29 protein-coding genes are annotated in these 25,027 nt (G+C 67.8%); 14 read left to right on the top strand and 15 right to left on the bottom strand.

Annotation, left to right across the window (positions count from 1 at the left end):
* Positions 1 to 93: 93 nt before the first annotated feature.
* The 3 genes from GOARA_RS12075 to GOARA_RS12065 are packed head-to-tail and all read left to right on the top strand — an operon-like array spanning position 94 to position 2,833.
* The gene (locus GOARA_RS12075) at positions 94 to 954 is read left to right on the top strand and encodes an ABC transporter permease (protein ID WP_007322665.1); all 861 of its coding nucleotides are present in this window, start codon (positions 94 to 96) and stop codon (positions 952 to 954) included.
* On the top strand, positions 951 to 2,024 hold the full coding sequence (locus tag GOARA_RS12070; protein WP_007322664.1) for a taurine ABC transporter substrate-binding protein: 1,074 nt from the start codon (positions 951 to 953) through the stop codon (positions 2,022 to 2,024). Before GOARA_RS12075 ends, GOARA_RS12070 begins: the two co-directional genes overlap by 4 nt.
* Entirely contained in the window at positions 2,021 to 2,833 is an 813-nt protein-coding gene (locus tag GOARA_RS12065; protein WP_007322663.1) for an ABC transporter ATP-binding protein, read from the top strand. Before GOARA_RS12070 ends, GOARA_RS12065 begins: the two co-directional genes overlap by 4 nt.
* A 16-nt stretch (positions 2,834 to 2,849) precedes the next feature.
* Here GOARA_RS12065 and GOARA_RS12060 read toward each other — a convergent pair whose 3' ends face one another.
* Both GOARA_RS12060 and GOARA_RS12055 read right to left on the bottom strand, forming a co-directional pair.
* Positions 2,850 to 3,728, bottom strand: coding sequence for an MBL fold metallo-hydrolase (locus GOARA_RS12060; protein WP_007322662.1), 879 nt, complete (start codon positions 3,726 to 3,728; stop codon positions 2,850 to 2,852).
* A 37-nt stretch (positions 3,729 to 3,765) separates the two neighbouring features.
* The gene (locus GOARA_RS12055; protein ID WP_007322661.1) at positions 3,766 to 4,626 is read right to left on the bottom strand and encodes a fructosamine kinase family protein; all 861 of its coding nucleotides are present in this window, start codon (positions 4,624 to 4,626) and stop codon (positions 3,766 to 3,768) included.
* Between the two features lie 45 nt (positions 4,627 to 4,671).
* On the opposite strand from GOARA_RS12055, the gene GOARA_RS12050 reads away from it, so the two are divergent.
* Both GOARA_RS12050 and GOARA_RS12045 read left to right on the top strand, forming a co-directional pair.
* Complete coding sequence (locus GOARA_RS12050) at positions 4,672 to 5,886, top strand: CHAT domain-containing protein (protein WP_007322660.1); 1,215 nt, start codon at positions 4,672 to 4,674, stop codon at positions 5,884 to 5,886.
* Between the two features lie 118 nt (positions 5,887 to 6,004).
* Positions 6,005 to 6,463, top strand: a complete 459-nt coding sequence (locus tag GOARA_RS12045; RefSeq protein WP_007322659.1) for a lipoprotein LpqH — start codon at positions 6,005 to 6,007, stop codon at positions 6,461 to 6,463.
* Between the two features lie 45 nt (positions 6,464 to 6,508).
* Here GOARA_RS12045 and GOARA_RS12040 read toward each other — a convergent pair whose 3' ends face one another.
* A complete protein-coding gene (locus tag GOARA_RS12040) occupies positions 6,509 to 8,113 on the bottom strand; it encodes a tetratricopeptide repeat protein (protein WP_007322658.1) in 1,605 nt (534 codons plus the stop codon).
* A 60-nt stretch (positions 8,114 to 8,173) separates the two neighbouring features.
* Between GOARA_RS12040 and GOARA_RS12035 the strand changes: the two genes are divergently transcribed.
* Together GOARA_RS12035 and GOARA_RS12030 are read left to right on the top strand one after the other, a co-directional pair.
* Complete coding sequence (locus GOARA_RS12035) at positions 8,174 to 9,508, top strand: hypothetical protein (protein WP_007322657.1); 1,335 nt, start codon at positions 8,174 to 8,176, stop codon at positions 9,506 to 9,508.
* Positions 9,505 to 10,551, top strand: coding sequence for a hypothetical protein (locus tag GOARA_RS12030; protein ID WP_040523023.1), 1,047 nt, complete (start codon positions 9,505 to 9,507; stop codon positions 10,549 to 10,551). Before GOARA_RS12035 ends, GOARA_RS12030 begins: the two co-directional genes overlap by 4 nt.
* Before the next feature lie 163 nt (positions 10,552 to 10,714).
* Here the strand turns inward: GOARA_RS12030 and GOARA_RS12025 are convergent, their stop codons facing one another.
* From GOARA_RS12025 to GOARA_RS12010, 4 genes are read right to left on the bottom strand one after another with little or no spacing between them, the layout of a single operon-like run.
* Entirely contained in the window at positions 10,715 to 11,545 is an 831-nt protein-coding gene (locus GOARA_RS12025; protein WP_007322655.1) for a hypothetical protein, read from the bottom strand.
* Between the two features lie 11 nt (positions 11,546 to 11,556).
* Positions 11,557 to 12,105, bottom strand: a complete 549-nt coding sequence (locus GOARA_RS12020; RefSeq protein ID WP_007322654.1) for a putative immunity protein — start codon at positions 12,103 to 12,105, stop codon at positions 11,557 to 11,559.
* Between the two features lie 22 nt (positions 12,106 to 12,127).
* Positions 12,128 to 12,694 (bottom strand): flavin reductase, encoded by a 567-nt coding sequence (locus tag GOARA_RS12015; RefSeq protein ID WP_007322653.1) that lies wholly within the window; start codon positions 12,692 to 12,694, stop codon positions 12,128 to 12,130.
* A gap of 4 nt (positions 12,695 to 12,698) precedes the next feature.
* Positions 12,699 to 13,316 (bottom strand): superoxide dismutase, encoded by a 618-nt coding sequence (locus GOARA_RS12010; protein WP_007322652.1) that lies wholly within the window; start codon positions 13,314 to 13,316, stop codon positions 12,699 to 12,701.
* A 100-nt stretch (positions 13,317 to 13,416) separates the two neighbouring features.
* Between GOARA_RS12010 and GOARA_RS12005 the strand changes: the two genes are divergently transcribed.
* From GOARA_RS12005 to GOARA_RS11995, 3 genes are read left to right on the top strand one after another with little or no spacing between them, the layout of a single operon-like run.
* Positions 13,417 to 13,881 (top strand): VOC family protein, encoded by a 465-nt coding sequence (locus tag GOARA_RS12005; protein ID WP_007322651.1) that lies wholly within the window; start codon positions 13,417 to 13,419, stop codon positions 13,879 to 13,881.
* Positions 13,874 to 15,142 carry a lipase family protein gene (locus GOARA_RS12000; protein ID WP_007322650.1) on the top strand — a complete coding sequence of 423 codons (1,269 nt, stop codon included), beginning with the start codon at positions 13,874 to 13,876 and terminating at the stop codon, positions 15,140 to 15,142. Before GOARA_RS12005 ends, GOARA_RS12000 begins: the two co-directional genes overlap by 8 nt.
* 27 nt (positions 15,143 to 15,169) lie before the next feature.
* On the top strand, positions 15,170 to 15,784 hold the full coding sequence (locus GOARA_RS11995; RefSeq protein WP_007322649.1) for a DNA alkylation repair protein: 615 nt from the start codon (positions 15,170 to 15,172) through the stop codon (positions 15,782 to 15,784).
* A 10-nt stretch (positions 15,785 to 15,794) separates the two neighbouring features.
* Here GOARA_RS11995 and GOARA_RS11990 read toward each other — a convergent pair whose 3' ends face one another.
* Together GOARA_RS11990 and GOARA_RS11985 are read right to left on the bottom strand one after the other, a co-directional pair.
* Positions 15,795 to 16,568 (bottom strand): nuclear transport factor 2 family protein, encoded by a 774-nt coding sequence (locus GOARA_RS11990; RefSeq protein ID WP_007322648.1) that lies wholly within the window; start codon positions 16,566 to 16,568, stop codon positions 15,795 to 15,797.
* Positions 16,569 to 16,667: 99 nt separating this feature from the next.
* Positions 16,668 to 17,084 (bottom strand): MarR family winged helix-turn-helix transcriptional regulator, encoded by a 417-nt coding sequence (locus GOARA_RS11985; RefSeq protein WP_007322647.1) that lies wholly within the window; start codon positions 17,082 to 17,084, stop codon positions 16,668 to 16,670.
* 62 nt (positions 17,085 to 17,146) lie between these two features.
* On the opposite strand from GOARA_RS11985, the gene GOARA_RS11980 reads away from it, so the two are divergent.
* The gene (locus GOARA_RS11980; protein ID WP_007322646.1) at positions 17,147 to 17,572 is read left to right on the top strand and encodes a winged helix DNA-binding protein; all 426 of its coding nucleotides are present in this window, start codon (positions 17,147 to 17,149) and stop codon (positions 17,570 to 17,572) included.
* A 51-nt stretch (positions 17,573 to 17,623) separates the two neighbouring features.
* Here the strand turns inward: GOARA_RS11980 and GOARA_RS11975 are convergent, their stop codons facing one another.
* The 6 genes from GOARA_RS11975 to GOARA_RS11950 form a co-directional block, all read right to left on the bottom strand.
* Positions 17,624 to 17,914, bottom strand: a complete 291-nt coding sequence (locus GOARA_RS11975) for a type II toxin-antitoxin system RelE/ParE family toxin (protein ID WP_007322645.1) — start codon at positions 17,912 to 17,914, stop codon at positions 17,624 to 17,626.
* Entirely contained in the window at positions 17,911 to 18,144 is a 234-nt protein-coding gene (locus GOARA_RS11970; RefSeq protein WP_007322644.1) for a type II toxin-antitoxin system ParD family antitoxin, read from the bottom strand. The genes GOARA_RS11975 and GOARA_RS11970 overlap by 4 nt, the downstream gene beginning before the upstream one ends.
* 60 nt (positions 18,145 to 18,204) lie before the next feature.
* The gene (locus tag GOARA_RS11965; protein ID WP_007322643.1) at positions 18,205 to 18,480 is read right to left on the bottom strand and encodes a VOC family protein; all 276 of its coding nucleotides are present in this window, start codon (positions 18,478 to 18,480) and stop codon (positions 18,205 to 18,207) included.
* Between the two features lie 91 nt (positions 18,481 to 18,571).
* The gene (locus tag GOARA_RS19020) at positions 18,572 to 19,204 is read right to left on the bottom strand and encodes a DUF1345 domain-containing protein (protein WP_007322642.1); all 633 of its coding nucleotides are present in this window, start codon (positions 19,202 to 19,204) and stop codon (positions 18,572 to 18,574) included.
* A 33-nt stretch (positions 19,205 to 19,237) separates the two neighbouring features.
* Positions 19,238 to 20,476, bottom strand: a complete 1,239-nt coding sequence (locus tag GOARA_RS11955; protein WP_007322641.1) for a PucR family transcriptional regulator — start codon at positions 20,474 to 20,476, stop codon at positions 19,238 to 19,240.
* A 66-nt stretch (positions 20,477 to 20,542) separates the two neighbouring features.
* Positions 20,543 to 21,403 (bottom strand): phytanoyl-CoA dioxygenase family protein, encoded by an 861-nt coding sequence (locus GOARA_RS11950; protein ID WP_007322640.1) that lies wholly within the window; start codon positions 21,401 to 21,403, stop codon positions 20,543 to 20,545.
* A 357-nt stretch (positions 21,404 to 21,760) separates the two neighbouring features.
* Between GOARA_RS11950 and GOARA_RS11945 the strand changes: the two genes are divergently transcribed.
* The 3 genes from GOARA_RS11945 to GOARA_RS11935 all read left to right on the top strand — a co-directional run.
* Entirely contained in the window at positions 21,761 to 23,296 is a 1,536-nt protein-coding gene (locus GOARA_RS11945) for a flavin-containing monooxygenase (protein ID WP_007322639.1), read from the top strand.
* The gene (locus GOARA_RS11940; protein WP_007322638.1) at positions 23,293 to 24,351 is read left to right on the top strand and encodes an alpha/beta hydrolase; all 1,059 of its coding nucleotides are present in this window, start codon (positions 23,293 to 23,295) and stop codon (positions 24,349 to 24,351) included. The genes GOARA_RS11945 and GOARA_RS11940 overlap by 4 nt, the downstream gene beginning before the upstream one ends.
* A 29-nt stretch (positions 24,352 to 24,380) precedes the next feature.
* On the top strand, positions 24,381 to 25,027 hold a 647-nt coding region (locus GOARA_RS11935), incomplete at its 3' end, for a hypothetical protein (RefSeq protein WP_007322637.1).

Genomic DNA, 25,027 nt, shown 5'->3' with positions numbered 1-25,027 from the left:
CGATGGCGCACGTTGTTGCGCGCAGTCGCGCTGGTTTCGCTCACCATGATTCCGACTCCCCGAGCAGCCTACCGAATCGGACATCATCGTCGGATGGCAGGCGAGCCCCCGCTCCTGCGGGTCAAGAACGCGGTCATCGAACCGCTCCCGCACGCGGCCCGTGCGTGGCTGGTGCGGCTGACCGCGCTTGTCGCCTTCCTTCTCGTGTGGTGGCTGATCACCGCGCTGCACCTCGTCGACGAGAAGTTCCTTCCGACACCGGCAGCGGTGTGGCGCGCGGCCGTGCGGGCCAGCACGTGGCACCAGATCGCACCCGGCGTGCCCCGCGAGGTCCTCGGCGAACAGAACTACTTCCTGTGGGAACACCTCGTCGCCAGCCTGCAGCGGATCGGCGCCGGAGTCGGAGCCGCGATCATCCTGGGACCCATCGTCGGGTTCCTGATGGGGACGTCGAAGACGATCAGCACCATCATCGAGCCCTACATGAACTTTCTGCGAGCGCTGCCGCCGCTCGGCTATATCGGCCTGCTCATCGTCTGGTTCGGCATCGGCGACACCTCGAAGATCTGGCTGCTGTTTCTGGCCGCGTTCCCGGCCATCGCGATCTCGACCGCCAACGGCGTCCAAGCGGTCAAACAGGATCAGATCAACGCGGCGCGCGCCCTCGGTGCCAGCCGAACACAGACGGTGACGCGCGTCGTGTTCCCCGCGACCCTGCCGGAGATGATCAACGGCATCCGGATCGCGATCGGGTTCGCGTGGACAACCGTGGTCGCCGCCGAACTGAACAACGGCATCCCGGGCATCGGCGGGCTGGCCTACCTGTCCGGCCAGCAGCTCAACTCGGCCCTGACCATCGCGTGCATCATCGTCATCGGAATCACCGCGCTGGCGCTCGACGCGCTGATCAAGTGGATCGGCGTGCTCGTCGTCCCGTGGAAGGGGAAGGCATGAGCGGGATCGGGGTGCGCACCATCGCGACCGTCATCGCCGCGGGCATCGCCGTCGGCAGTATGGCCGGGTGTGTCGAATCGGGACGTCCCGAGCAGTCGCGGACCATCGGCGGCGCGGTCAAATGCCCCGTCGACCCCGACCCGTCGGTGACGGGCACGGTGCGCATCGCCTGGCAGGAGATCCCCAACGGCGATCTCGTCGTCAAGGACGCCGGCCTCCTCGAGACGTGCCTGCCCAAGGCCAAACTCGTGTGGAGCAAGTTCGCCTCCGGCGGAGACGTGATCCAGGCGTTCGGGGCCAACTCGCTCGACATCGGTCTGCTCGGCAGCGCGCCGGCGGCGAAGGCCTTGTCCGCGCCGCTCGACATCGCGATGCGGATCCTCTGGATCCAGGACCAGATCGGGCAGGCGGAATCGCTGATCGCTCGCGACCCCGCGATCAAGACCGTCGCCGACCTGCGGGGCAAACGCATCGGCGTTCCGTTCGCGTCGACAGCGCACTACAGCCTGCTGACGGCGCTGGACAAGGCCGGCGTCGGCGGCAGCGCGCAGGTGCTGAACCTCTCCCCCGACGCCATCCGAGGCGCGTGGCAGGGCGGGCAGATCGACGCCGCCTACATCTGGGAACCGACACTCGACCAGCTGAAATCCGGCGGCGCGCACGTGGTGACCGACAACGCGCGGGTCGCCGAGCAAGGCGCCCCCACCTATGACCTCACCGGTGCCCGCTCGGATTTCGTCGCGAAGAACTCACGGTTCCTACGGATCTGGGCGGCGGCGCAGAACTGGGCGGCGGTGCTGCTCAACACCAAGCCCGACGAGGCCGCGGTCCACATCGCCGGTCAACTGGGCGTGCCGGTCGAGCAGGTGCTGACGCAGATCAAGGGTTACCGGCACTTCGACGCCGCAGCGCAAGCCGCTCCCGATCGCCTCGGCGGACAGCTCGGCGCGGATTTGCGCAACACCGCGCAGTTCCTGCTCCAACAGGGCCAGGTCGACGCCGTCGGCCCGGTCGAGGCGTACATCGCCGCGCTCTATCCGGACGCGGCCCGCGAGGTGGCCGGCCGATGACCGAAGCACAGGAGGCGATCACGACGGGCGGCGCCGAACGCGTCGTGCTCACCGGAGCGGCCAAGACCTACGACACGGCGTCGGGTCAGACCATCGCGCTGCAGGCGACCGACCTGACCATCGAGCCGGGCGAGTTCGTGTGCATCGTCGGACCGTCCGGTTGCGGCAAGACCACGCTGTTGCAGATGCTCGCCGGATTCCTCGAACCGACGGCGGGCACGGTGGAGGTCGGCGGCCGAGCGGTGCACGGTCCCGCGGCCGACCGCGGCGTCGTGTTCCAGGCGCCGACCCTCTACCCGTGGCTCACCGTGCGAGGCAACGTCGAGTTCGGCCCGTCGGTGCGCGGCGTGCCCAAGCCGCAGCGTCGCGCACAGGCACAGGAGATGCTCGATCTCGTCGGTCTCGGAGACTTCGGCGACAAGCGGCCCTATGAACTGTCGGGCGGAATGCAGCAGCGGGCCCAGATCGCCCGGGTGCTGGTGAACGACCCGGCGATCATTCTCATGGACGAGCCGTACGGGGCGCTGGACCAGTTGACCCGCGAGCGCCTACAGGTCGACCTGCTCAAGATCTGGCGACAGGCGCGCAAGACGATCGTGTTCATCACGCACTCCGTCGAAGAAGCCACCTTCCTCGCGACGCGCGTGCTCGTCATGAGCGCGCGGCCCGGCCGGATCATCGTCGACCGTCAGGTCGAGTTGCCCGGCGACACTCCCGACGGGGTTCGCGACCCGGCGGTGCTGGCGACGCCGGAGTTCACCGAGATCAAAGCGGAACTGTCGAAGGCGATCTACGACGCCCACACGTGACCGTCCCGGGTCGTCGTCACGCGAGCCGGTAGCGCCCTTCGGCGTCCGGCCCGACGACCACCCCGCGCTCCGCCAGTTCCGTCAGGTGCCGACCGCACATGCTGCGCTCGACCTCGGCGGCGAACCACGGTGCGGTGCCGACGCGATAGACGATTCCCTTGCCGGTCAATTCATCCACCGACGCCGGCGCCTCCGCCAGCAGCGCCAGCAGGCGGCCCTCGCGCGCGTCGAGTGCATCGGCGTGGCGGGCCAGCGCCGACAAGAACTCGGCACGCTCGAAGTACGGACCTTTCGCGTGGTACGGCACCACCACTGCGGCATCGACGTCGGCGACGACCCGCAGCGTCTCGCGAACGGCGGTCAGACTCGAGTCGCGGTCGCCGTAGACGGGACCGAAGGACGAGAGTTCCACATCGGCGATGTAGAACACGCCGTCCGGCTCGACGAGGAACCCGCAGTGCCCGGCAGTGTGGCCGGGCAGCGGAACGACGCGGATTCTCACTCCGCCGCCGAGATCGAAAACGGCGTCGTCGCCGAACGTCCGCGCATCCGGGAGCGGTGCCCAGCGAAACTCCTCGACCATTTCCGCTTCCCACTCGCCCTCGGGCAACCCGTACTGCGCGCGGAAGCCGTCCCAGGATGTCAGCGCTGGGGCGTCGAGTTCGTGGATCGCCACGTCGGAGGCCCTGGCAGCGGCGTCCACGGTGTGGTCCTCGTGGTAGTGGCTGAGCAGCAGCAGATCGGCCGGCGGCGCCGTCAGGCCCAGCGCGCTGTCGAGCAGGAAGGTGGTGTCGCCTCCGGCGACCGTCAGCGGATTGCCGTACGGGTAGCCGCCGCCGTTTTGCCCCATCCACCGCGTGACATGCGGACTAAGCCGGATCTGCTCGACGCTCATCGTCCCATCATGCCGTGCGCCCCGGTCTGGGGAAGTCTCACCGGTCGTAGTGCCGAAGGACGTCGACGACGGCCGCCCCGTAGCCTCCGCCGAACAGGATGGCGTGCACCAGCAGCGGCGGCAGCTGGTACCAGCGGACGCGGTCGCGCCAGCCGTCGGCGAGCGGAAAAGCCTCGTCGTACGCCTCGAAGCAGTCCCTGCCGAAGCCGCCGAAGAGCAGCATCATGGCCAGGTCGATCTCGCGGCGCGCCCAGTACGCCGCCGGGTCGATGAGCCAGTTCCGACCTCCCGCTCCGACCATCCGGTTGCCGGCCCACAGATCGCCGTGGACCAGCGACGGTGGTTCGGACGGTCCGCACAGTTCCTCGGCCCGCGGCGCCAGCCGGTCGATCAGCTCCCGCGCTTGCGGCGGCACCGCGCCGAGCCCGATCCCGCGGTCGATCAGCGGGATCACCCGGCGCCGCACGAAGAAGTCCGGCCAGTCGGTAGTCGGCGTGAGATCGACTTCGGCCGAGCCGAGGTAACCGGAGAGCGAATCGTCGAGGGAACCGAAGTGCGTGCCGGTCGTGCGATGCAGCCGCGCCAACCCGCGTCCGAGGTCGATCTCCGTCGACGCGGTGGCCGGCGCGGTGTCGATCCACTCCAGTACCAATCCTGATGGGCTCTCCCGCAACACTTCCGGAACGCCGAGCTCGCCGCGATGGGCGCGCAACGCCCGCAGGCCGGCGGCCTCACGCTCGAAAAGGTCGGGGGTCGCGTCGGGCCGCCACTTCAGGAACAGCGGACCGTCCGCGGTTTCGAGTCGATAGGCGCGAGCGATGTCCCCACCGGACACCGGCCGCGCGGCACGGACTCCGAGGCCGTCGATCAGATCGGCCGGCAGGTCGTCGACTGTCATGCCACACACGATGCCAGCCATGCGAGGTACTGGCAGACTTCCGGTATGCCCGAGACGCCCACGCTGCTGGTGAAGTACGCCGAGGCCGGCGACGGCTACCTGACCTGGCGCTGGGTCGGCGACGACGGACCCGCCGATTTCGACGGTGTCGCACACATCGGGGCCGACGTCCTGACCGCGGTGCGGGCCGCGCTCGCCGAGGCGGTGCCCGATCCCCTGCCCGGCGAGTCCATCGGCGACGGCGTGGACCGCGCGCTGCTCCGCGGGCCGCTCGCACGTCCGGAGTCCACGGCCGCGTTCGCCCGCGAACTCGGCGTCGCGCTGGTGCCGATCGAATTGGCGGAGACCGTCCAGCGCTCGCCGACTCGCCCGCTGCTGCGCGTTCAGCCGAGCGAGTCACTGACCCGCGTGCCGTGGGAGATGCTCCGCGTCGGCCGGTCCTCAACCTCCCACCAGGACGGCATCGAACTCGGCGAGATCGCCGACGTCGTGTGCTCGGCTCCGGCGAGCGTAGCCGCACAGCGCTCCATCGTGCCCACCGACATCGTTCCCGCCGACCGCGAAGGATCCGTGGTGGCGGTGGTCGACCCCCGGATCCCCGGGCAGTCGGCATCGTCGGCACTCGGTTCCGTGCTGGGCCGTCCCGACGAAGCATCGCCGCTGGCCGCCCTGCTCACCGAGAACCCCGTACTCGTGCCAACGGTGTCGTCCTACGGCGAGTTGGCCCGGCGCACCGATGTCGACCGCGATTGGCTGCGGCACACCATGGCCGTCGCGGCAAGGCTCCTCTACGTCGGGCACGTCAGTGCGGCGTCGGCAAGCGGCGAAAGCGTCGACGCCGCGTTGCATCTGTGTTGTGCCGACGAACGCGGGGCTCACCGCCCCCTCAGTGTCTACGACCTGCTCACCGGCGGGTACCGCTTTCCGCCGCGCACGGCGCTCATCGGATGCAACTCCGGCGGCGACCTCGCACACCCGGACGGGATGGGTCTGTCCATGGCGGCGCTGGCGACGGGCGCTCGACTCGTGACCGCGACACGGTGGGCCGTGCCCACCAACCGGGCCCTCGCTCGCGCCGGCAACCTGGGCGACCGGCGCCCGCTGGAGGAGCTGGTCCTGGCCGTCGATGCCGCGCACCGCGGCGACGATCCGCTCGGCGCACTCGCGTTGTGGCAGCGCGATCGCCGGGCGCGGTGGTACGCCGACGGCCAGGTCGCCGACAGTCCATTGATGTGGGCGGCGCTCACCAGCACCGTCTGACCCACCGGCACCGCACGTATCCGAATCTGTGATCGGTAGGCGCGACCCGGTTCTACCTTGACTTCAGCAGCCCACCAGGGCGGCTCGTTGAGAACCACAACACCATCAGGAGCAAGTCATGCGTAAGTTCAACATTCTCGTCGCAAGCGCTGGCGCGATCGGCCTCATCGGCGCCCTGGGCGCATGTTCCAGCGACTCGTCGGACGACGTCGCCAAGACCGGTGGCGAAGCCAGCGTGACGGTCGACGGCAAGCCGGTCGAGATGTCGTCGAAGACGGTTGTCTGCACGGAGAACGCGGGCAAGGTCGTCATCGCCATCGGCGACGCCACCGCCGGGGGCACCGCTGGCGTCGGAGCCACACTCACAACGGGCGACAACCCCGAAGTGGAGACGGTCGGCCTCGGTGCCACCAACGGTCAGGCGCTCGGCTGGGCCAAGGGCACTCCGGGCGGCGACGCCAAGGCGACCAAGGACGGAAAGAAGTACACCATCTCCGGCAACGTGACCGGGGTCGACATGGCCAACCCGATGGCCCCGTCGAAGAAGCCCTTCGAGATCAAGGTCACCTGCCCGTAATCGAGGCCTCGCGCCCCGCTCCGGGCACCGGGACCGGTCAGGGCTTCACCAGGTATTGACCGGTACCCGGTCCTCGGCCAGACCGTATCGCTGCTTGGCGACGTCGAAAGCGTCGCCAAGCACGATCGTGTCGGCGGTCAACGACAACGGCGGCGGTGCCTTCACTACCAGCGCCGGGCCGACGCCGACGGAAGGTGCCGGCGCATCACCGGCCATCAGCTCGGCCATGCCGGCCGCCGCGGTGGCCGCACGATCCTCCGAGACTTCAGACCCGGATGCGCCCACGGCATCGCGGGACGCCGAGAAGAACGCGGTCGCGCAGCGCAGTTCCACCAGTTGCGCGACGATGTCGGATGCGCCGAGACGAAAGGCCAGCGCGAAGGCGAGGCCGAACGCGTCCAGGCTGCGCTCCGCCGCGAAATGCCGACGTTCCGCGTGACGGGAGGAGGCGAATGCCGCGTGATGCAAATACACGGAGGCCGCCAACACCTTCGCGAGCGCCCGCCGCAGGACGCCTTCGTTGCCGGTCGTGACCGTGCGATGGAATTGGTCGACGTAGCGCACATGCGTCAGGTCGCAGACGGCCGCCATGGTGAACCGTTGCTGGGCCAGCGCGAGTTCGGCCGCTTCGGCGATCAAGCCGAGGGCCTCGTCGTGCATCCGCGCGGCCTCGGCCGGCTCGGTCGTGGCCAGCGCACAGTCCTGGGTGGCGCCGGACGCCTGCACCAGCGCGGCCACCAGGGTCATCGGCGAGGCGTCGTCTCTCGCCTGCTCGACCACCGACAGGTAATGCTCGCGCGCACCCTCGACGTCGTCATGCGCGTGCAGCCCGAATCCGACGGCCTTCGCCGATTCCGCGCGGTGATGCGGCTCGAGGAGATCTGCATGCGCCTGGGCGGCCGCGGCATACTCGCCGAACAGTTCCGCGGCGCGGGCCGTGTCCTTCCGGCCCATCGCGATGTAGCCGCGCAGATGCGCGAGCGCGGCCTGCGTCTGGATGTCGTCGATGACGCCCTCGGCTCGGTCGGCGACACGCGTCGCCTCGTCGTAGTCGCCGATGCGTGCATGCGACTGGGCAAGATTCAGCAGCGCGACCCCCAGCGCCTCCGGGCTGTGCCGCGCGCATTCGTCGACCGCCTCGCGGGCGAACGCCAACGCGCGCGCCCACTGTTCCCGTTCGACCGCGATCGCGGCGACCGAGCACAAGGTCATCGCCCGATTCCGGTCGGCGTTGTCGGTGGTCGACGCCAATTCCAGTGCGAAGATCACGTCGGCGTCGGCGCCGTCGATGTCGTCCATCGTCTGCAGCACCTGGCTGCGATTGAGACGAACTCCCCATTCCTGCTCGTTGAGTCGGCGACGATCGGCCTCATCGTCGTCGAACTCGCGCGCCCGCGCGATGAGTTCCAGGCAGCGGTCCAGGTGGGCCAACGCGCCCCCGGCGTCACCGGTGTTGAGGCTGAGCACATGGTCGATGTTGGCGACGCGGAGCTGGGCATCGATTCGCGAGCGCGGGTCGGTGACGGCATCGGCGATGGTCCGCGCCCGGTCAAGCGTCGTCGACCACTGCGCGTCGCCGGACTGGAGTTGTCCGGCCAGCACTTCGACGAGCCGGCGCACCTCGATGGCGTCGTCGTCGAGTTGGACCATCCCTACACGGTAAATTCCTCTGGGCAGCCGCGCATCCGCCCGGGAAGGACACCGATTGCCGTGACCGCTCCTCGCCCACGCACCGCGGTGATCGACGAGGCGTGGCGGAAAGCTGCGGGCGACGCGGCGGTCAGCACCGGGAGCGACGTGCTGGCGGTGATGAGTGGGCGCGACGGGCGTCCTCTGGCGCGCACCGTGAAATGCCTCATCGACCCGCTCGTGCTCCGCTTGCGCGCCAAGCCCGAGCTCGGCAAACCGCTGCTCGACGCGACGGCCTCGGCCGAGGTCGCCGCCCTGATCGCCGGAGCGGCGCCGACGATCGCCGATTCGGCGCGCTGGTTCGCCGAACTGAAAGCGGCCCGGCGGGCGGCCGGCATCACCGGCGGCAGTATTCAGGAGCAGTACTTCCCCCGCGCGTTCGAACTCGCCGTCGCCTACGGTTCGCCCGGCGACGGTGCCGCCGCGATAGCCGCGGAGACGATCGACGACATCCATCGGCCGCGGGCGGGTATGACCGTCGACGATCTCGCCGAGTACCTCGACCGCCACCACGCGGAACTGGACGCCGCACTCGACAACGTCTGGACCAACGCGAAACGGACCGTTGCCGACGAGACCGGCCGCGATGTCGCCCACGTCGTCGATATCGTGCTGGCCGCGGACGCCGACCCCGCCGAACGTCAGGCGAGATGGACCGACCTGACGACGTCGGGCGTGCCGGATCGTGTCGGGGTGGGGCTCTTCGAGGCCGGCGCCCCCATCGACGACCTGCTCGCGGCGTGCGGGGTGACGATCGCCGAACCCGATCGGGCACCGGCGCTCTCAGCATCCACACCGGTCACGGTGCCGCCGCTGCGCGGCAACGCGGGAGGACTGCCCCTCGACCGTCCCATCGCCACCCGGGTGACGACGACGCTGCGTCGTTCCCGGGACCGCGAAAGCCTCCCCCCGATCGCCGGCCTCGTCGACGACGAGATCAACCGCTCACGCCAGCCGTGGGCGCTCGACGGCGCCACGTGGCGGGCGGCGATGCTGCTCGGCGTGGTCGTCGCGGCACAGCTGCACCCCCTCGCACCGCGGCCCGGCCCACACGGTTTCGCGGAGACGATGTCGCGGCGGCTCGCCGCGCAGGCGCACATCTTGTACAACAGGCGATTCCTGCTCAGCGGCGCTCCCGTCGACGGTGAGTTGTCAACCGAACTGCGAGAGTTCTGGCGACCGTACCTCGGGCGCCTCTGGGTCCGGCTGCACGGGCGATCGGTACTCGAACCTTGGACGGCCACAACGGAATTCGATGCTGTTGCGCTGCTGGATCTGCTCGAGGGAATCGCTCGTTCGGTCAGCTATGACCAGCGTTCACGCATCCGGGCCGCGATCGAGAAGGCGGCCAGGTGAGAATCTCGAGTGCGCCGGGCGCACCGGCCTCGCCGACGTGGACGACCATGACTCTCGAAGTGGCCGGCGGCATCTTCACCTGGAACGTAATGGATCCGGAAGCTGCTCCGCGGCTGCATCTGTGGTCGCCGGCCGACGCGACTTGGCTGTGGCGCATCGTCGGCGAGCAGGGCCATGTCGATGTCGTCGCCGCACTGGCCGAGCACCGTGATGCCGATGTCGCCGTGGACTCCCCTGGCGAACTGGCCATCCTGCGGCGTCTGGCGTGGGGTCATTGGCTGCGGCGGTGGTGGCCGGCCAGTGTGATCGACGGTATCGAGGAGCTGCCCCGTGTCGTACTCGATATCGAGGTCGCGCTGCTGACCGACGACTGCGAGGCCTACTTCGACGAGGTCAGCTTCGACGGCGATCCGCATGCTCTGCTCGCCGCGCACGGCGAGGACGCGATCGGCTCATTGGCGACCCACGCGAGTGCCGAAGTGCGCGCCCTACACGGCCGGTGGATCGGCCGCGAAGGTGGCGCCGCCCGCCCGCGCGAGACAGCGGTGCCGGGACGAGCCGACGACTACGCGCTGGCGGCCGGATCGGAGACCTTCGCCGCGCCCGGCACCGGTATCGCCCAGGGCCGGGCATCCGTCGCCTGGGAGTCGGTGCCCGCCAACACGTTCGACGCGGCTGAGAACACGATCGCCTGGTCCGTCGACGCGGCACCGGAAGTGGTCGCCGATGTCGCAGTCGCGCTCCTGCCGGGACGCGCGGCGATTCCGCTGCCGGTGACGTTGTCGCTTCCCGATCTGCCGATGCGGGTGCGGGCAACGCTGGAACCGACCGGGCTGGTACGTGTCGCACTGCCCCTCACGGCCGCGCAGGCGTGGCGAATCGACTGGTCGGCGCTCGTCTGCGCTGTGGGCGAGACAAACGGCGCCGACTCCCGTGGCCAGCGTAATCGGGTGCGCTCACTGGTCCGTCGCCGAATCGGCGGGATCGACGACGGCACGCCGCTCTTCGTCGCCGAGCGGCTCGTCGCCGACGCCGACTACTGATAATCGCCGCCGCTAAACCCTCACGGTTTCGCCCATCCCTCATCGATCGATGGGGAATCGCCGAAACCATGAGGGGCGAGCGTCAAGCAGCCGCACTTGTTGGGACGGGAGTTACCGGTGTGGCGAAAACGTTCCGCGGAACGCATCGTCGTCGCCACGCCTCCTACCGATTTCCGCCCACGCCCCTGCGTGCGCGGGGTCGAGCCAACAATTCCGGAAGACGGGCGGTCGCCGCCGGGTCGGCGAGACCTCCCGCAAGACTCACCAGCGCCAAGAGCTGAACCGTCGAGCCGGATCTGGCCGCAGCCAGCATCTTGTGGTGACCGTCGAGCAAGTAGTGCGTCAACCCCCAGTGGAAGTAGAAGTCCGCGTCGTCGCCGGTCGTGGCGGGTGCACAGACATCGAGCCCGGACAGTGCGACAGCGGTCGGCGCAACCCCTTCGCCCATGAGGTCGACGTAGTGCCGCACGCGATCCCTATCGGTCCAACTGGGCGGGACCATGGGCACGACGAACTCGTAGAGGTGCGCGTCGGAGTCCACGGCGGTCTCGAAAGTCCGGTAGTAGAAACTGCGCGGGTTCTCCGGGAGCGACCAGAAGTTTCGGATTCCCCACGTGGCGACTTGCTCATGGGTGAAGTAGTCGCGTTCGTCATTGGGGGCTACCAGCTCGGGCTGGACCTCCAACAGCAGCGGCAGGTAGTCGCCCTCTGCCAGCAATGGGGAGAAGGTGTCGAAGATCGCGTCATCGACGGCGTCCAAGGGTTGTTCGAGCTGTCGCATCGGCTCGCGGCCATCAGACAGTCTGACGTTGGCGCCGTATTGGCGCTCGAACAGGAACGGGCAACTGCCGCACCAGAACGACAATTCGAACGCCGGCTCGCCCGACATGTAGAGGTAGCGGTTACCGACGTCGGGACCGACGGTACCGAAGTGGAGCGCGGCCTGGTCCTCGGGCACACCGAGCCGACGGGTCGGCAATGCAGATATCAACACGTCGCGAGAGCCTACGTGCGCGGCCTGCCGCCGGCGACTTCATTTTGGATCTGCTCGATCACCTCACCGACGACCCCCTGGGTCAACAATCCGGTGCCGAGCGGCCCCGAGGAGTCGGACCCCAGCGTTGGCAATTGACGAAGAATCGCCTTGTCGTCGTCGGTGAGCTGCTCGATCTGCCACCGAACCTCTTCGGCGACCGCGTCGGACGGCGCCGGGTTCGCGAGCGAGACGGCTTTCGCCACATATCCCGCGGCTCCCAGTGCGTGCGCACCCATGTGGGCGACCGACGACGCCTGACCGGCGGCCCGGGCAGCGGCGGCACCGGCTGGCGTCTTCGCAGCTTGAGCTGCCTTACCGGCGGCGAACCGGAGACGGATCTGCTCGGCAGCCGTGGTCTCCCCATTGCTGTACGCACGCGTACGGGCGATGGCGTCGCGCACCTGATCGGTCGCCGACGCGTCGCCGTCGAAGAGTGGGAGGACGCGCTCAGCGCAGTCCGCGGCCCATCGGGCGATGGTGCGACGGTCCGAATCACTGAGCGTCTGGATGGAAGCCATCGATCCATCCTGCCACGCCGAATCAGCGATCCACGTCGGCCGACGGGTCGCCGATCGTCCCGACGGCGGGCGTCAGATCGGCGGTCGTGTGGAAGTCGTGATTCCAGCGGAGCAAGGGGGTCCCGTCGCGCGGCGCGCTCCCGCCGACGACGTCCCCGACCACCAGCACCTGATCGTTCACAGGCGTGGCGGAGGCGGTCTCGCACCAGAACGTCGCGAGCGCGTCGGGCAACCAGAGCGCCCCCTGCGGGGATCGCTCGGCCCCGGCGTCGGCGAGCGCCGCCAGCCTCGCCGCACGGCCAGTCGCGCCGGTGAGGCGGCGCACCAACGACAGGTGGTGCGCCGCCAAGACCGACAGGGACCACGGCCGGCCGTCCAGGATCGCCGGCAGGGCATCCCGCCCGGTCCCGACGGAGACGGCGAGTGCGAACGGCTCGACCGACGCCGTCAGTACCGAGGCGGCGACGAAGAAGCGATCCTCCTCGCCGTCGTGCACGGCGACCAGACTCACGCCGCTGCCGTAGCGGGCGAAGCCGTCGTACCGCTGCTCGGGTCCGGCGCGATGCTCTGTATGCGTCGTCGTGGTCATCTGATCAGAAAAGGACTCGCCCGCCGGAAGTCGCCGCGGCGAAGCGCTCTTGGGCATCGGCCCAGTTGGCGATGTTCCAAAACGCCTTGACGTAGTCACCCTTGACGTTGAGGTAGTCGAGGTAGAACGCGTGCTCCCACATGTCCAGTTGCAGGACCGGCACGAGGGTGGCGGGAATGTTGCTCTGCTGGTCGTAGAGCTGGACGATCAGCAACCGCTGCCCCAGCGCGTCCCAGGCCAGGATGGCCCATCCGGAACCCTGGATAGTCAGGGCGGTTTGCTCGAAGTGAGCCTGGAACCTGTCGAAGGAACCGAAGTGCTCATCGATCGCCGCGGCGAGTTCACCCGCCGGACGATCGCCGCCGTCGGGCGAGAGGTTCTTCCAGAAGACCGAGTGGTTGATATGGCCGCCGAGGTTGAAGGCGAGGTTCTTCTCCAGTCCGGCGACGGCTCCGTAGTTCCCGGTTTCGCGCGCTTCGTCGAGCTTCTCCAGCGTCGCGTTGAGACCCGCCACGTAGTTGGCGTGATGCTTGGAGTGGTGCAGCTCCATGATCTTCGCGGAGATGTGCGGCTCCAGTGCGCTGTAGTCGTAGGGCAGGTCGGGCAGCGTGTACGCGGTCATGCGGATCCTTCCGAAGTGGTTGTCTCCGCAACGCTAAGACCTGAAGTTAAGTTGAGGTCAAGCGTGACGTCGGTCACGCCGTCTTGGTAGCGTGCGATGCGTGGCCATCAAGCTTGAGAACGTCGGCATCACCGTCCGGGACATCGACGCGGCGATCGCGTTCTTCACCGACCTCGGTCTGACTGTCCTGGGCCGTGACACGATCAGCGGCGAGTGGGCCGACACGGCGGTCGGCCTCGACGGCAACCACGCGAAGATCGCCGTGCTCACCACGCCGGACGGCCACGGTCGCCTCGAATTCTTCGAGTACATCCACCCCGAGGCCGTCGAGACCGATCCCGCCTCGCCCAATGACGTTGGCATGCACCGTGTCTCGTTCTCCGTGGACGACATCGACGAGGCACTGGCCATCGCGGCACGGCACGGTTGCTATCCGCTCCGCGGCGTGGCCACCTACGGCGACGTATACAAACTCACCTACCTCCGTGGCCCGAGCGACATTCTGGTGATGTTCGCCGAGGAGGTGGCCTCCCCCGAGCCGGACGGGCGGAGCAGCGATGTCTAAGTTGTCAGGCCCGGCCGAGGCCGCGCTGGCGAGCGCGGGAGCCGCAGTAGCCGGTATCGCCGGTTCGGCGGCAGCCTTGAGAACCCCCGCCGTCGTCCGCCGCCTGAACGAGTGGGCGGCGCACAGGCTGACCGATGAGCAGCGCGCCGACCGGCATGCCGCCATTCTTCCGACGCCGCTGCGATTGGCCTTCTACTCCGACCCGGGCGACCTATCCGCGCTGACCAACGGCGAGATCATCCGCAGCGAGCGGGTGAAGCCGCGGCTCCCGACTCCCGCGGCGACTCTCGAGCGATTCATGGTCCGCTCCACCGACACCGCGGGCAAGGCCGTGGCGGTCACTGCCACGCTGATCGAACCCGACCGCCCATGGCGAGGGGACGGTCCGCGGCCGGTCGTGGTTCGGAATCAGCCGATCAACTCGCTCGGGCTCAAGGCCGCGCCCTCGTATCGACTCGCGCGCGGCACCTATATCGACGCACCGCCGCTGCTCCCGCTGCTTCTGGCCCGCAACTGCGCGGTCCTCATCCCCGATCACGAGGGACCGCGAATGGCCTACTCGGCGGGCGTCATGGCCGCACATGCCGTCCTGGATTCCGTGCGCGGGATGCACCGCATCCGCCCGGATCTCGCCGAGTCCCCGACGGTGATGGACGGCTACAGCGGTGGGGCCATCGCGACCGTGTGGGCGGCACAGGAACAACCGGTCTACGCGCCCGAACTGAGGTTCAACGGCGCCGTTGCCGGTGGCACGCCCACCGACTACGCCCTGCTGTATCGCAGTATGAACGGCGGCCTCGGATCCGGCCTGTTCGCCGCGGCGACCATCGGCCAGGCGCGCGAGTATCCGAGCATGACGCAGCTTTTCGGGGACTTCGCCTTCTACGTGGCCACGCTCATCAAAGACTTTCCGCAGATACCGCTGGCCGCGTCGGGAGTGGCCCGTATCGACCTGGGGGTCTTGGCCACCGTCCCCGAACCATTCGAATCCGAGGTCGCCCAGGCGGTGATCGACGCCAACAAGCCGGGTGCCACCCCGCCGACGATGCCCGTCCTGCTGTACCACGGTTCGCGCGACCGTTTGATCGGCGACCAGTTCATCCCCGAGGAAGGCGTGACCGAACTCGCCGATCGCTGGCGCGCCAAGGGGGCGACCGTCGACTACCTGCCCGTCCCCGGTGAGCACATGATCGCGGCCGGGTGGGCGATGCCGAGTGTGCTGCGCTGGATGCGAGACGCCCTGCGACAGCCGGCCGCCTGAGCGCCCGGCCGCGGATACGATCGCGTCATGGCCACCTCCTACTCGACCGCCGCCCAGGTCGTCGAGGCCCTCCACAGCGCAGCCAACCCGATCGAAGAAGCGAAGATCCGCAACCGCGTCGACGAAGACGAAGCGGTGATCGGCGTCCGGATGGGCACGCTGTTCGACATCGCCAAGCACGCCGCCGGTCTCCCCGACGCCGAACTCGACGCCTTGTTCGAGCACGAGGCGTACGAGCCGCGACTGGCCGCGTTCTGCATCCTCGACTTCCGTGCGCGCCGCAAGCTCGCCGACGACCAGCGCGCCGCGCTCGCCCACATCTACCTGGACCGGCACGACTCCATCAGCACGTGGGACATGGTGGATCGCGCGGCCCCGCGAGTGCTCGGCTGGCCGATCCTGATCGGCGCGGTCGGCGATAGCGTGCTCGATGATCTCGCGCGCGCCGACGATCCCCTCCGACGCAGATCGGCGATCACGGCCCCTCTCTGGTTCATCAAGGAAGGGTCGACGGCCGACGTCGAACGCGGCCTCGCGATTGCATCGTCCCTCGACGACGACCGGCATCCGCGTGTGCGGTCGGCAGTTCAGATCTATCGCAAGCACGCGCGGCGGCGACTTCAGCGCCACGGCAACCCCTGATCATCGAGCCTCAGCAGTCGACGAACACTGACAAGGACGACACCTTGCGCGCCCGGTACTCCAGCATCGCCAGCGCGTGCGACCGCCCGTCGGTCAACGTCGCCGAGACGACGTTGCCTGCCGCGATGGTCTTGCCCATTCGCCAACCGGCGAGACGCGCGCCCAGCTCGGCCGGCGAGCGCACCGTCTCCGTCCCGAAACGGAGCACGGGCGACGGCACGAACGCCTCCTCGGGATTCGCTCCTGCGCCGAGCCCGTCGAGCAGCTCAACCGCCCTTCTCTTGGTGCGGGGTCCGACGCCGGCGAATCCGCGGGCGAACCCCAGGGAACCGGCGACCCGTTGATTGCGCAGCAGGCCGACGGCGAGTCGGCTCGACACGGCGGCGGCCGGCAACCCGTTGCCGAGCAGCTGAGCGACCATGGCCGGCAGTTCCCAGTGCGCGTATAGCCCGTCGATCCGCGCGTTCTCGGTCATCGCATAGCGGAGATGCGCGGGCACGAACAGTGTCACTCGATCACTCATCGCAATCTCGATCGTGAGGTCGCGGAGGACGTCGAGACCGCAGACGATGTCGTGGTTGACGTGGAAGCGGATGTCGTTGGGCGCGATGAACGTGTCGTAGAAGCGGGAGAGCTGCTCGACACCTCGGTGTGGTGCCGAACCGACGGGGTCGTTGACGATCGCGGTCGGCGCGAACAGCGACAGCCAGCGATCCTTGTCGTGAGCGGCGACGGCAGCGGGCGATTCGTCGACCGCGGTCAGCAGTTCGTTCCTTGTCGGCATCCTCAGGCACCCCTCATCAAAGTAGAACGCGTTCTAATTCTACGGTCACGCCGGTGCGCGTCGAATGGGCGTCCGCAGCAAGAACCGTTACGCGCCGAGTCAGCCCACCCGAACCAAGAGCGCGACCAGGATGTCTCGCTCATCGGCGGTGAGCCGCGCGAACACGTCCTCCTGGACGCCAGCCATCACCGACGCGAGTTCGGCGGCGGCTCGCCGACCCGCCGCCGTCAGGGAAACGAGCATGCGGCGGCCGTGTTCGGGGTCTTTGTCGCGAGCGACGAGCCCCCGATTCTCCAGGGCACGGACGGTGTGGGTGACGTCGCGAGGGTCGAGGGCGGCCGCGCTGCCGAGTTCGGCCTGGCTGAGCGGATCACCGGCCGCCGCCAGTCCGGCGAGGCAGCGGTACTCGTAGCCGGTGCAGCCGGCTGCCCCCAACCGCCGTTGGAGTACGTGGTGCGAGCGGCTCGCCGCCGTGCTGAGGATCCAGGTCGGCAACGAGTCGAGCGGAGTAGCCATCTCCTTGCTCCTTCTTGGTATTACCAATATTATCTTGGTGTCACCAATATAATGGAGGATCGATGAACGACCAACGCCCACTGCCCGCGCTCGTCGGCGCGACCGAGAACACCTTGCGCGCTCTACTCACGGCGACGTTGTCGACGACCCCGATCAAGACCTATCCCGCATGGGTCGTTCTCAGCGCCGCTCCGTCTCACGACACCCGCGATGCCACGGCCGGCCACTGGCTCGCCCGGGTGAGCGAGGTCCTCAAGGTCGAGCCCGGCCTGGTCGACGAGGTACTCACACAACTCAACCGCGACGGCCTGGTCACGGCCGACAACTCGCTAACACCTCGGGGCGAGGCCGAACTCTCGTCGGCGCGCATCGCGGTGGCCACCGCGACGGCCAAGCTGATCGAAGGGGTGAACTCAGACGACGAGGCCACCGTCCGCCGAGTACTCGATCAGATGCGTCTCAAGGCAGAAGAGCTGCTGACCGCGTGAGACGGGGCTGGCCATCAACACGGCGTCCATGCCGTCGCGACTCGTGGCCGTTCAGAGGTGCCGTGTCGGGTCCATGCGCTGGTGCAGAATTCGGATCACATCGACTCCGCCGCTGCTTTCGACGTAGAAGAGGAGATGACTGCCGATGCCGTACCGTCGGTACCCTTCGCGGATCTCGCCGCAGGCGCGGCCACGCTCAGGGTTGTCGGCAACACGTTCGATCGCGGCCCTGATCTCGTTGACATAGGTCTCTGCCTGACGGACGCCCCAACGCTCCTGGGTGAAGTCCCAGATCGAGGAGAGATCAGTCTGGGCAGCCGGCGTGAGCCTGTAGTGACTCACGACTTCTTCGCCGCGATGAACGCGTCGAAGTCGAAGGGCTCCGGCGCACCGCTCTCCTCCCCGGTAACGAGGGCAGTGCGCAATGCCGCCAGATGCGTCTCACGGTCCTCCAAGAGCCGCAGCCCGGCGCGGACCACCTCGCTAGCAGACCGGTAACGGCCCGATGCAACCTCCCGAGAGAGGAACTCCGAGAAGTGGTCGTCCAGGCTGATCGAGGTGTTCTGCGCCATATCCTGATAGTACCAATCATTGGTAACGCCAGCAGGCGAGTGCGCTTCTCCCCCCTGCGATCAGTCCAGGCAGAACTCATTGCCCTCGGGATCAGCCATGACGAGGTGTCCGGCGGCCATCGGCGGCGCGGGCTCATGTCGCTCCAGCCGTCGCGCGCCGAGGTCGACCAAGCGGTCCGACTCCCGTTCCAGTGCGGCCATCCGCTCGTCGCCGGTCAGACCGGGCACGTCCACACCGGGCGGTCCGGGGATGACGTAGCCGAGGGCCTCGCGCCAGAAGACGGACAGCGCCCGCGGATCGTGGCAGTCGAAGGTGATCTGAACGTTTCGGCTCATGCCAAGAGGTTTACCAGGAACCACCGACAGGATTCACAGACCCGCGAAACAGGCTGAACACTCGATACATCCCGGCCAGTAGGTCTGGAACTCAGGTTGTGACGGCGTGTTGCAGGACCTGGAATGCGACGGCGACGACGAGGGCGTTGTAGAAGAAGGACAGGACGCTGTGGATGAGCACGAGGCGTCTGGCGGGCAGCGTTTTGACGGTGACGTCGGACGTGGCAAATGACGTGCCGACGGTGAAGGAGAAGTAGAGGTAGTTCAGGAAGACCGGGCGGTCGTTGCCGGGGAACTCGATGGCGTCGTGTTCGGAGGCGATATCGGCGGCCTCGTACATTTGCGCGAAGCCGGTGTTAAGCAACCCCCAGGAGAGGACGACGCCGATAGATGCGGCGACGCTCAGGGCAATGTCGTTCTGGGCCGCGTCATGACGGGCGACCAGGGCGAGAACGGCGGAGTTGACTCCCGCGAAGCTGGAGATCAGCGGCAGCGCCCAGGACCACCGAGCAGCCATGCGCAGCTCGCTGCGGGAGACCCGGGACGGCTGTTCGCCGTTCCAGGCGAGGGCGAATCCGGTGGCGAGATAGATCGCGGCGAGCGCCTCCCAGGTGATGAGTGCCCAAACTTCACTGGAAAGCACATAGACCAGGCTGGCGACGATGATGGCGAGTTCCGCTGCGGCTCCGACCCAGAATCCGCCGCGGGCGGGTACACGTGACATCGCTATAGCCTTTCGTACCGGCGGTCGATCTGGCTAGGCGGTGCTGCGACGTATGCGCAGCAGTGTGAGAGCGGCCGCCACCTCGGTGGGGTTCTGCGCGAAGGGCTTCGGCAGAAGTTCGTCGACACGGGCCAGGCGCCGGTCGATCGTGTTGCGGTGCGTGTACAGACGCTCCGCGGTGCTGGTTCGGTTGAGCGCTTCCTCGACGTAGGTGAGCACCGTCTGATGCAGGACGGGACTGGCGTCGAGGAACTTGCCGAGCACATCGGCGACGAACCGATCGGCAGCGGCGACGTCGGCCGAGAGGAGATCCACCAGGTGGACGTCTTCGTAGCGCACGATGGACAACTCCGAGTCCAGGCGAACCAGAAGCCGTTGTGCCGCAGCGGCATCCATATGCGTTTGCCGGAAGCCGGCGACGCCGACCGCCGGACGGCCGAGCGCGACGCGGACGCGCCGCCGACCCCGGAGACGGTCTGTCAACGCTTCGAGCTGCGGCGTGGTGGCCGTCGGAATCCACAGCCACAACGCAGCCGTACCCGCGACCACGGTGAGACGCCGATCGGCCCCGCACGCGCGCATCACCTGTTCGGCGGTTCGCTCCAACAGACCGACGTCCTCCTCCGCGTCGACCCAGACCACCGCGCCGAGGTGCGATCCGGTGAGGGCGTATCCCAGCTGAGCCTCGGCGTGAGACGTGGCGATGTCCGCGCCTTGCATCAGCAGCTCGATGGTGGCGTAGCGCTGGAGCTGGGACCCTCCGGCGAGTTCTTCTCGAATCCGCTGCACGTACCCCCCGAGCTCCGCCATCGCATCGTCGGTAGTGGTGGCGAGCGTGTTCCCGGAAATCTCACACAGCTCGCGGAGTTCGTCCAGGTCGTCGGTGGCCGCGAAACACGCGGTCAGCCACCATTTCCAGCAGACTCGTTCCACTGCCCGCCAGGCCCCGATGTCGTCGACGACGAGACCGCGCAGCACCACGTCGCGGGCAAACGTACGCATCTCGCTGCTGCCGAGAGGTGGAACACGCCGCCCGGGGTTGGCGATGTTGGACGTTAGCCAGTGCTTGAGAAGCGCGACCACCAGCTGCGCGTCGGCTTCGGCGAGCACCGGGTCGTCCGCGATCGCCCGATACTGCGGGTCCTCCACCGACGCCGCGGTCACCTCGGCGATCACTTCGTCCGACCGCGCGAGCAGATCCTCCGCGAGATCCCGGATCAACCGGGCCACCGGCTCGGAGGGCTCGGGCCACAGTTGATCCGGCGTCGTCATATCTGTCAGTCTCCCCGTGTCGGCGCCCTACATCAGCGGATCAGGACACTCCGCCCGGGCATCGGCCTAGAGACCGAGATAGTCGGCCAGTTCGGCGTAGTCGACCTGCCACAGGCCGGGCGAGCCCAGCGGGTACTGCGACCGGAAGCCGAGGATCCGCTGGACGCGCTCGGGAAGGGCGGCGGCGGCCTCGCGCGAGACCAGGAACGGGTAGGCCTCCTCGCCGACCAGGTAGCCGGGGTTGAACGCGAACGACACCGCGCGACGGTACTGGCCGTCGGTGACGTTGGCGCCTCCGCCGTGGACGGTCTTGCCGCTGATGAACAGAGCGTCGCCGGCGTTCATCGTCGCCGGAATTGTCTGCTCGGGGGTGCCGCGGTCTTCGAAGTCGGGCCACACGTGGCTGCCGGGGATAACGCGCGTGGCGCCGTTCTCCTCGGTGAAGTCGGTGAGCGCGATGAGGAAGTTCAGAGTGATCTCCGGTCCGGCCGGGCCCATGCCGACGAACGGGTACCAGTTCTCCAGGTCGCGATGCAGCATCTGCGCGCGGTTGCCGGGTCCGATCTCGATCACCTGGGCGGTCGTCATCCAGTAGGTGCCGGACTCTTGGAGGAACCGGGCGTCGCACAGTTCGTGCACGAGGTCGTGGTCGATGATCTCGTCGCGGAACACGTCGCTGCGGTTGACCAGATTGGTGAGCCGCTTGGTGTTGACGCCGTGGAACTCCTGCACGAGCTCGTTCTCGTGGGTGCTGCCCGGCGCGAGCGCGGCTAGGGGCGGATCGATCTCGGCGTTGAAGCGTACGACCTGTTCCGGCGAGAGCAGGCCTTCGATGATGACGCCGCCGTCTCGCGCGACGACGGCGAGGATGTCGGCGGCGGCCGTGGTGTTCGGGACTCGCTGGAGTGCGGTTTCGATGCTGGTCATGGGACTTTCCAATCTGTGACTATGCGGTTCGCTGACTTCCGTCCGAGGAACCGCGGTGGGATGCGCTGTGGCGCAGGTCTCACCATTGCCGGTGTCACCGGCGCTGCCTATCCGCATGTTGCAGCGTCTCGGCGCCGATACCGGTGCACATCGCACCGCCGGCGCTGGTCGAGCGAGTACGTGCCTGTGGCCGCAGATCCGCGAAAGCCCAAGTGTGTGAGATTCCCACACCCGCCGCCGAGAAGACGCTGACATTCGGTGTGGCCTGGGTTACATCCGCTTCGGCACTCTGAGGCGCATCACACATCAGTTCCACCCACGGCGTCAGTCTTGGCGCGCAACGGAGAGGCAAGAAACATGAGTACCTCAGCAACCCACCCGGAGTACTTCGACGTCGTCATCATCGGCGGCGGCATCTCGGGTATCGGCGCCGCCGTCTACCTCACGAAGGAGTTCCCGAAGAAGAAGATCGCCCTCCTTGAGGGGCGCGACGCCATAGGCGGTACCTGGGATCTGTTCCGATACCCCGGGATTCGCTCCGACTCCGACCTGCACACCTTCGCCTACGAGTTCAAGAGCTGGAAGCACGAAACGGCAATCGCCGATGCCCCGCTGATCCGCGGATACCTTCAGGAGACCGTCGACGAGTACGGCCTCGACGAGATCATCCGCTATCGCAGCCAGGTCACCTCCGCCGCCTGGTCGAGTGACGACGCCGAGTGGGTGCTCTCGGTTGACGTCGCCGATGCCGACGGCACGGTCCGTCACGAGGTCATCAAGGCCGGCTGGGTCTTCGGCGCCACCGGCTACTACCGGTACGACGAGGGGTTCACACCCGAATTCGAGGGGAGCGAGAACTTCAAGGGCGACATCATCCACCCCCAGCACTGGCCCGAGGACTACGACTACTCCGGCAAGAAGGTGGTCGTGATCGGCAGCGGTGCCACCGCCATCACGCTGATCCCCTCGATGCTCCAGGGCGACGGCGCAGCCTCCCACGTCACGATGCTGCAGCGCACGCCGACCTACATCATGACGATGCCGAGGGTCGACGGCCTCAGCCTGAAACTCACCAAACTGCTCGGCGAGCGCGGCGGGTACCTGGCGACCCGATGGAAGAACGTGTGGACCGACTGGGGCGTCGTCAAGATGCTCAGCACGTTCCCGAAGCTGTCCCGGCGCTTGATCCGGTATCTCAACACGAAGGAGCTGCCGGCCGGGTTCGACGTCGACACCCACTTCAACCCGCCGTACGACCCGTGGGATCAACGGCTCTGCTTGGCGCCCGACGGCGACTTCTTCGCTTCCATCCGGGCCGGCGACGCATCCGTCGTCACCGATCGAATCGTGCGGTTCACCGCCGACGGCATCGAACTCGAGTCCGGCGCGACGATCGAGGCGGACCTGATCGTCACCGCGACCGGGCTCAATATGCGCCTGTTCGGCGGCATCGACCTCACCGTCGACGGGCGGCCCGTCGATCTGTCGGAGACCGTCGTCTACCGCGGCATGATGCTATCCGGCGTGCCGAACTGGGTGATGGCGGTCGGCTACACCAAATCGTCGTGGACGCTGAAGATCGGGCTGCTCGGCAAGAGCTTCGTCGAGTTGCTGCGCCACATGGACACCGGCGGTTACGACACCGCCGTCGCCGACGCCCCCGACGGCACCGGCACCCGCCCGATCATCGACTTGGACGCCGGCTACATGCTGCGCGCCAAGCACACGCTGCCCCGCCAGGGCGACGAGACGCCGTGGCAGATGAAAAGCGTGTTCCTCGAGGACCGGAAGATGTTCCGCGGTCCCGTGGTCACCGACGCGCTCACCTTCAGTTCGCGACTGGAGCGCGAGCTCTCCGTGCCTGCTGCCACACCGGAGAGCGGCCGACGATGACCACCATCGATCATTCGCCGGATCTTGCCGCATCCGCCCCGTTCACCACCGCGGAACGGATCCAGCGCACAGCGTTCACAGCTATCGGGCGCGTGCCCGAGCGCATCCTCCGCCGCCTGGTCCCCGACGTCGTCAACGCGGACGGCGACGTCATGGCACCGGAGATCGCATTCCTCATGAAGGTCGCCGCCTCCGCACCCGACTTCAGCGACGGCACCGTCGCGCAGGCTCGGGCCGCGATGGACAACGATTGCCGGGTCTTCGCCGACGACGCCCCGGCGATGGCCGTCGACGACATCGCGCTGCCCAGCGGGATCCGGGCGAGCCTCTACCGCCCGGCCACCCGGTCGACGGGGCTGGTCGTATTCCTGCACGGGGGCGGATTCGCGCTCGGCAGCCGGGCCGGATACGACGTTCCGGTCCGCCTGATGGCAGACCGTGCAGGCGTCACGGTGCTGTCGGTCGAGTACCGCCTGGCACCGGAGGCACCGTTTCCCGGACCCGTCGATGACGCACTCGAAGCGTGGCGCTTCGCCGTCGACCGCGCAGCTGAATGGAGTGCTGATCCGCGGCGGATCGTGCTGCTCGGCGACAGCGCGGGAGCCAACCTCTGCGCCGTGCTGGCAAACAGCCTGAGCGGCGAATCTCTCCGCCCGCTGATGCAAGTACTGATGTATCCGGCGGTCGACGCTCTCAGCACGCACCCGTCGCGATCGGAATTCGCCGCCAACCCCGCACTGTCGGCCAAGCAGATCGATTGGCTGACCAGGTTGTACCTGCCTGACGGCAATCCCGGAACCGACCCGCGCATCTCCCCCTTGCGCGCCGACGATCTGTCGGGGGCACCGGCGACGCTGATCACCGTCGCCGGGTTCGATCCTCTCCGCGACGAAGCGATCGCCTACGCCGATCGTCTCGCCGAGGCCGGCGTCCCGACGCGCCTGATGCGCGAAGGCGCCCTGGTTCACGGCTACCTCTCGTTGACGCGGATCAGCACAACAGCCCGCGACGCCGTCAACCGCGTCGCCGATGCCATCGCCGACGCTCTCCGCTAGCACGGCAATCCTCAGAAAGAAGGCTCCTCATGAACGCGCTCCATATGACCCTGGTCCTCATCGCCAACCTGGCGATGCTCGTCGCCGGCTATGTCTACGGCATCAGGTTCTTCCGCAGACACCACAACTTCCTGCTCGGGTTCGAGTGGGTGGTGATCGCGTTGTCCGGCACCAACGTGCTGGTCTTGGCAGCGATCGGTGTCGCGCATGACAGCTTCAGCTACCACCTCATGGTGTTCTTCGACGCATTCTCGCGGTCGTTCGGCATGACACTGATCTTCATCCTCGGCATGCTCGCCGTCACGCACCGATACCGTCCGAGCTGGATCGTCGAAGCAGGAGCAATCGCGCTCGCCACCGTCGTCGGGCTGAACCGCGCCCTCGACGTACGGCCCGTCAGCCTCGGCTGGACGGTCTTCTACACCATCGCCAATCTTGCGGTCGCGGCCTTCATGTTCTACGTCGCCGTCCGGCTCTGGCGAGTCGGTGAGCACAAGAACGCGGCCTGGGTTTCGTTCGCCACGTTGCTCGGCGCAGTCATCGCGGTTTCGTACGACTTCGTCCATATTCCGGCCGACGACGCCGACCGCACGCTCTTCTACAGCATCGCGATGGCCGTCTGGGCTCTCATGCTCGTGACCTACTACTACGGCTATCGCGCGTTGGAGCAGCACAA

The organism is Gordonia araii NBRC 100433 (assembly GCF_000241265.1).
Taxonomy (GTDB): Bacteria; Actinomycetota; Actinomycetes; order Mycobacteriales; family Mycobacteriaceae; genus Gordonia; species Gordonia araii.
Note: the sequence above shows the minus strand (reverse complement) of the source record. Positions and strands in the feature narration are given on the sequence as shown.